The sequence below is a fragment of the Methylomonas methanica genome (genome assembly GCF_001644035.1).
Classification (GTDB): domain Bacteria; phylum Pseudomonadota; class Gammaproteobacteria; order Methylococcales; family Methylomonadaceae; genus Methylomonas; species Methylomonas methanica_A.
The window spans coordinates 1-6,378 of record NZ_LUUG01000096.1 but is presented as its reverse complement, the minus strand read 5'-3'; the positions used below and the strand labels follow the sequence as shown (position 1 = coordinate 6,378).

General features: G+C 48.5%; 4 protein-coding genes. 3 read left to right on the top strand and 1 reads right to left on the bottom strand.

Annotated elements, in window-relative coordinates; genetic code table 11:
• Positions 1-327: 327 nt before the first annotated feature.
• Positions 328-2,163 carry a GGDEF and EAL domain-containing protein gene (locus A1332_RS17865; RefSeq protein ID WP_064009797.1) on the bottom strand — a complete coding sequence of 612 codons (1,836 nt, stop codon included), beginning with the start codon at positions 2,161-2,163 and terminating at the stop codon, positions 328-330.
• Between the two features lie 180 nt (positions 2,164-2,343).
• Between A1332_RS17865 and A1332_RS17860 the strand changes: the two genes are divergently transcribed.
• From A1332_RS17860 to A1332_RS17850, 3 genes are all read left to right on the top strand, one after another.
• The gene (locus A1332_RS17860; RefSeq protein ID WP_064009796.1) at positions 2,344-3,195 is read left to right on the top strand and encodes an HDOD domain-containing protein; all 852 of its coding nucleotides are present in this window, start codon (positions 2,344-2,346) and stop codon (positions 3,193-3,195) included.
• A gap of 505 nt (positions 3,196-3,700) precedes the next feature.
• Positions 3,701-5,161 (top strand): porin, encoded by a 1,461-nt coding sequence (locus A1332_RS17855; protein ID WP_197491504.1) that lies wholly within the window; start codon positions 3,701-3,703, stop codon positions 5,159-5,161.
• Between the two features lie 243 nt (positions 5,162-5,404).
• A complete protein-coding gene (locus A1332_RS17850) occupies positions 5,405-6,343 on the top strand; it encodes a cation diffusion facilitator family transporter (RefSeq protein ID WP_064009794.1) in 939 nt (312 codons plus the stop codon).
• Positions 6,344-6,378: the final 35 nt, after the last annotated feature.

Genomic DNA, 6,378 nt, shown 5'->3' with positions numbered 1-6,378 from the left:
GGTTTTAACAGCTGCGGGAGGAGGCGGTGCCAGTTCGGTTTGGATTGCCGGTTTAGTCAGTTCCGGCTTGGCGGGCTCGGGTTTACTTGCTTCCGGTTTTTCTTTTTTGCCGCCCATCACTACAAATACTACATAAGCTACAAAAATAGTCGTCGCTATAAAAAGCAATTCAGCCATAACCCTTCCCCTTTGTTTGTTTTATTTATTAAGATTCAGAACAATGTGATGACACGTTTTAAACACCGCGGGCGAATATACCAGAGCTAGTCAAGTCGGTAAACTAATACCCCATTTGGCGAAAGGTTCGCGAATTGTTTTCAAACCGCTTCAGGTGATTAAGCTGGCCGCCTGATTGCTGCCCAGCAAAAGGCCCAGCGAAATTTTATGGCCCTCCAGTAGATTCTGCTCGGGTTTGCCGAACGCGTAGCCCTGGCCGAAATTGACGCCGATTTCCTTCAGCTTCATCGCGGTACCTGCCGATTCGACGAATTCGGCAATGGTTTTCTTGCCGAGTTTTGAAGCAATTTCCACCATGGATTTGACGAGTATCTGGTCGGTTTCGTTGTCGAGCAGGTTTCTGATGAATTGACCGTCGATTTTTACGTAATCGACCGGAAAGGTTTTCAGATAGTTGAAAGAACAAAAGCCGGCGCCGAAATCGTCCAACGCGAACTTGCAACCCAAGGCTCTGATTTTGTTAATCATGTGCCGAGTTTTTTCAAAATTGTCCACGGCCGCTGTTTCAGTGATTTCGAAGGTTAAACGGTTGGCGTCTATCCAGGTCATTTCCAGTTTATCCTTAATCGTGGATAGTAAATCAGGATATTGAAACGCGGTACTGGAGAGGTTGACGGCCAGGGAAATGTAAGACATGTAAGTGGGTAGCGCTGCCAGAAAGTCGATGGCATTTTCAACGACCCAAAGGTCTATCGCGTGAATCAAGCCGGTTCTTTCCGCCACCGGTATAAACTGATCCGGTGTAATGATCTCATTGCCTTCACCGCGCATGCGCAACAACGCTTCATAATGTGAGACGTTGCCGTCGGACAACTGCACGACAGGTTGGAACACCAGGAATAACTGATTGTCTCGCAAGGCTTTGCGAATCAGCGGCACCCAATAGATGTCCCGGCGCCTTTCCTTGACGATCAGATCCTCGCTGTTATAAATGTAAATTTTGTCTCTACCGGTGCTTTTCGCATAATTGCAGGCTTGGCGCGCATGCAAAATCATTTCGCCCGGATGGAATGCGGAAACCGTATTGTCCAGCGTGGCAATGCCGATGGAAACCGAGGCGCTATAAGACACTTCGCCGGTAAAAAAACGGAAATTGTCCACGGTGGTTTTGATGGTTTCAGCGAGAATCTGCGCCTGCTTTTTGGTTTTGTTTTCCAGGAACAAACAAAACTCGTCGGCACCGATACGGGCGAACAAACTGCCGGCCGGTAATAGTTTTCGGACCAGAATAGCCATTTCGACCAGCAAACGATCACCCACTTCAAAGCCTTCCAGTTCGTTAATCAGGCTGAAGCGGTCCACATCGATGAATAATAAAGACCCGTCTTTTTGCGCTTTATTGCTGTGATTTAGTACCAGTCTCAGCTGACGTTCGAAACTGCTGCGGTTGAATAAGCCGGTTAATTCGTCGTGCGCAACCAGAAATTTGAGTTTGGCATCGATAACGTTTTTTGCGGCCAGTTCATTGATCAATTGTTCTTCCTGACGGTGCCGCAATTGGCGTTCCTGTTTCAGGCTCAGTAAAAACTTGACTGCGAGTATCAATTCCTGGGTGTTGACCGGCGTGTTGATTTTATAAGTTAGACAATTGTCGTGTTGCGGCTGACAACGGTCGAGGTCGCAGGCGAAGCTGTCGTCGTTCAGAATCACCACCGGGATGACCGATACCGAGTTGGCGCTGGATAAACTTTGACACATCTCCCGAGCTTGGCAAAGCGGCAGCAGTGCGTTCAACACGATCAGGCCGATCCTATCGGGTTGATCGGCGTAAGGCTTCAGAATCTCGTAAATTTGTTCGCCATTTTCGGCTACGCGAATTTCGGTAAAGCCCGTGGCTTTTAATGTGGAAACGATTTTTTGAGCAGAGACTTCATTATGCTCCGCAACGACAATAAGTTTTTCTTTGAGCACATCATTGGCAATCATCTAATACCATCCAGGTATTGGCATAAAATCGGGAGCTGTAAGCATAAGGTTAGGAGGAGGGCGGCATTTAATAAGCTTGTATTTTCATATAATTGGTCTAGTTTTAAGCGCAGCCTTTAATGCTATTTCTATGCTATTGGTTTTCAGTATAGGTGTAAATTTAATTTTTTAGAATTATTGATGATAGCTTACTCACCATCCACATTGACTGTAGCCGATTTGCTGAGAGGCGATTTACAACTCGCCTCGCCGCCGAATGCCTATTTTTTGTTGAAAAAAATAGTCGAAGATCCGAACAAGACCGCGAAGGACGCGGCTGTTGTGATCGAAGCCGATGCGGCATTGGCGGTAAAGCTACTGAGGATAGTTAACAGTGCTTTTTATGGCTTCCCGTCCCAAGTCAGTTCGATTGCCAAAGCCATCACCTTGATTGGTACCCGTGAGTTGCAGAATCTGGTGCTGGGTACCTTGATTGTCGAACGCTTTTCCGATTTACCGGGACAGCATTTCTCCATTCACGATTTTTGGGCCAGAAATTTGCGCTGCGCGTTGATTGCCCGCGAACTGGATATTCATTTCGGCAAGCACTATGCCGACACCGCGTTTCTGTGCGGCTTGGTCCATAACATCGGTCAATTGGTGTTTTACCGGCGGATTCCGGTATTGGCTCGGGAAGTTGACTTGCTTTTGCAGTCACAAACCCCGCTTGCTGTGGACGACGAGGTGACGATAGAGCAAAATGTGATCGGCTTCGACCACTTTCAGGCCGGTGCCGAGTTGTGCAAACAATGGATGTTACCAGACGTTATTGTGGAAAGTATTCGCTTGCATTGCTTTCCTGATCTAATCGGGCCTTACGCCGATTTGGCTGCCATGGTGAGGCTGGCTAACTGCTTGAGTCGAATCGAAAATCCCTACGATGCTCACGCCGTCAATGCGTTGAATCTGACGCCGGAACAAATTAGTTTCATCCTCGATAAAATCAGCGACGAATTCGAAGTGATTTTTAAATTGTTCTATCCCACCGTCTAAGCCCACTGTCATTAAGTTAAGGAAAAAGCTCCCTCTCCTGCCGGAGAGGGTTGGGGTGAGGAGAATAAATAAAGCAAAGGCTTTATTGATCCCTTCATCCTAACCTTCTCCTATATGCCCAGTGGGTGCGGAGGGAGAAGAGATGGCCCAGCCATTAAGCTCACGGCAGTGACCAGCCCGTTCGTACTCGTACCATTCTCGGAATATCTGTTGCTGAAAGGTGACAGGGTCCTAGCCCAAGTACCCCCATCTTCTAGCCCGCGATAGGCTATCGACTTGCCTCGAATGCGGTTTTTGTCGCAAAAAAACAACGGATAGGCCAATTAAATTCGTTTTGTCATAAAGTTGTCACATTGCCTCCATACAATGCCCACAAGCTCTCAGGTCGCCGTGGTCTTTGAGTTAACGCATTGATTTATATAATTATTGGAGAAATTTGATGAGACTTTCTAAGCTGAGCCTAGCAGTGGCTGCGGTTATTGGCTCGGGTATCTGCGCCGAGGCGATGGCGCTGGATTTGTATGTTGATGCCAAAACCAAGCAGATTTTTGCCGAACCGGGTCCGGGTCGCACTAAGTTGGGTTCATTTGAAAAAGTCGAAGATACGGTTGCTAAAAAAGTTGAAGCCGACAATCAAACACAAAAAGCTGAGATCGACAAAATCAAGCAGGATCTCGAGCTGAAAACCAACGAACTGAAAGCACTTGACGAGCATATCGTTGCGCAGCGTGAAGACAGAGCCAAAAACGACGAAAAATGGTTTAACAAAATCAACGTTCGCGGTTATACCCAAATGCGTTACAACCAGCCCTTGACCGGCGATAGAGTTGCTGGCGAGCCTGAACTCAAATCTGTGGGCGACGGCTCCATTGGCAATAACAGCGGCTTCTCGTTGCGTCGGGTGCGCTTAGTGTTCTCTGGCGATATGAATGATTACATCTCGCTGTATCTGCAACCGGACTTTGCGACAACAAATGGTGATTTGCACTTTGCCCAGTTGCGCGATGCTTATGCCGACTTGGCTTTTGATAAGGAACACGAATACCGAGTCCGTGCCGGCCAATCCAAAGTACCGTTCGGTTGGGAAAATCTGCAATCCTCTCAAAACCGTTTGACACTGGATCGTGACGATGCTTTGAACAGCGCCGTGCCTAGCGAACGGGATTTAGGCCTGTTTGCCTATTGGAGCCCCACAGACGTGCAAAAACTCTGGAAAGGCCTGACCAAGAAAGGTCTTAAAACATCAGGCGACTATGGTGTCTTGGGTTTGGGTATTTACAATGGTCAGGGTGTCAACAAATCAGAGGCTAACGACAATCTCTATTTAGTTGCTCACTCGACTTATCCGATTGAATTAAATTTCTTGGGCAGCTGGATGCGTGGGCAAGTTTTGGAAGTGGGGGCAGATGTTATGTCTGGTCGTTTTAATTTTACCCCGACTGAATACCAAAACCCATTTGATACCACAAGCACTACGCAAACCCCTGTTAATGCCTCAACCTCAAGAAGCAGTAGTGAAGATAGGGTGGGTGTACACGCTATACTATTCCCTCAACCCTTCGGTTTGCAAGCCGAGTGGAACTGGGGCGCAGGCCCAACACTTAATCCTAACATCGATAGAAGCTCTACGGCGGGCATAAGCGGTGTCATTGAAAGACAAGCCTTGAACGGTGGTTATGTTCAGGCCATGTATAAAATCGACGAAGTATTTGGTACCAAAGGCACCATGATCCCCTATGTGAAATGGCAAACGTATGACGGGGCTTGGAAAGGTTCAGCGAATGCTCCTCGGGTTAGCGTAGATGAAGTCGAAGCTGGTGTTGAATATCAAATCAACAAAGCACTTGAACTAACACTGGCTTACTCGACTATGAATAGAACCTACATCAGTAACTTAACCAGTACAGACTATTTAAGGCAAGCCAGCGGCGACATGATCCGTACACAGTTGCAGTTCAACTATTAAGTTTTCTTAGCGCGTGGTCTGGCTGCGCGCTAAAACATTTCTGGCTTAAAATCGATACCCCGTTTCTTGCGAAACGGGGTATTTTTTTGCCGCTGGTTTTTGAGTGCTCGGATTTGGTGTCTAGCAGGGGATATTAAGAGTCAACAGAATAATCGCCGCATGCCCCGAATAAATCGACACAAGGTGAGTGTTGAAGCAAGCAGTCTGCTAGACTGTCTCGCCTATAAAAAAACTCCGAAAGTTATGAGTGAACAACAATCCCTAGCCCGTTTCGGCTGGCTATCTATTGCCGCCGCCGTTAGTACCATCGCATTAAAAAGCTATGCCTATTGGTTGACCGGGTCGGTGGGTTTGCTGTCCGACGCGCTGGAGTCGCTGATCAATTTGGTGGCGGCGATCATAATGCTGGTGGTGCTGACTATTTCGGCGCGGCCGCCGGACGACACCCATGCCTACGGCCACGAAAAAGTCGAATACTTCTCCAGCGGTGCGGAAGGCATTATGATTTTGCTGGCGGCGTTTAGCATTGGTTATGCAGCCTGGGATCGCTTGTTCAATCCGCTGACGCTGCATCAACTTGATCTGGGGATCGCGGTTTCGGTGTTCGCTTCATTGATCAATTTGACGGTTGCCCGAATTTTGATTGGTGTCGGCCGGCGGCGGCAGTCGATTACGCTGGAAGCCGATGGTAAGCATCTGATGACAGATGTCTGGACGACGGTCGGGATTTTGGTCGGCATCGCCATTATCTCGGTGGCAAACCGTTTCGAGCCCAGTTTGGCGTTTGCCAGAGAATTGGGGCTAAACGGCTGGGAAATACTCGACCCGATTATTGCGATAGGGGTGGCTTTACATATCGTTTGGGCCGGCTTGCAATTGATTCGCAGGACGGTGGAAGGCCTATTGGATGCGGCGCTATCGCCGGCGGAAATCGCTGAAATTGTGGCGGTGCTTGAGCAGCATGTGGCTGGCGACGGCATTGCCTATCATGCGTTACGGACTCGTTACGCCGGCGCCAGGCGCTTCATGTCAGTACATGTGCTGGTGCCGGGTGGTTGGACGGTGCAGCAGGGCCATGATTTGTTGGAAACCATAGAAGGGCAGATCAAGGACAAGTTCGACAATATCGATATCGACACCCATCTTGAACCTATCGAAGATGCGGTCTCTTGGGAGCATTGAGCGCCGCAGATGGTTTGTAGGAGCGGCCCCTGGCC

Bases quoted from the DNA above. Each gene is read 5' to 3' on its own strand.
- A1332_RS17855 (WP_197491504.1), top strand. From the start codon at position 3,701: ATGGCGCTGGATTTGTATGTTGATGCCAAAACCAAGCAGATTTTTGCC.
- A1332_RS17865 (WP_064009797.1), bottom strand. From the start codon at position 2,163: ATGATTGCCAATGATGTGCTCAAAGAAAAACTTATTGTCGTTGCGGAG.
- A1332_RS17860 (WP_064009796.1), top strand. From the start codon at position 2,344: ATGATAGCTTACTCACCATCCACATTGACTGTAGCCGATTTGCTGAGA.
- A1332_RS17850 (WP_064009794.1), top strand. From the start codon at position 5,405: ATGAGTGAACAACAATCCCTAGCCCGTTTCGGCTGGCTATCTATTGCC.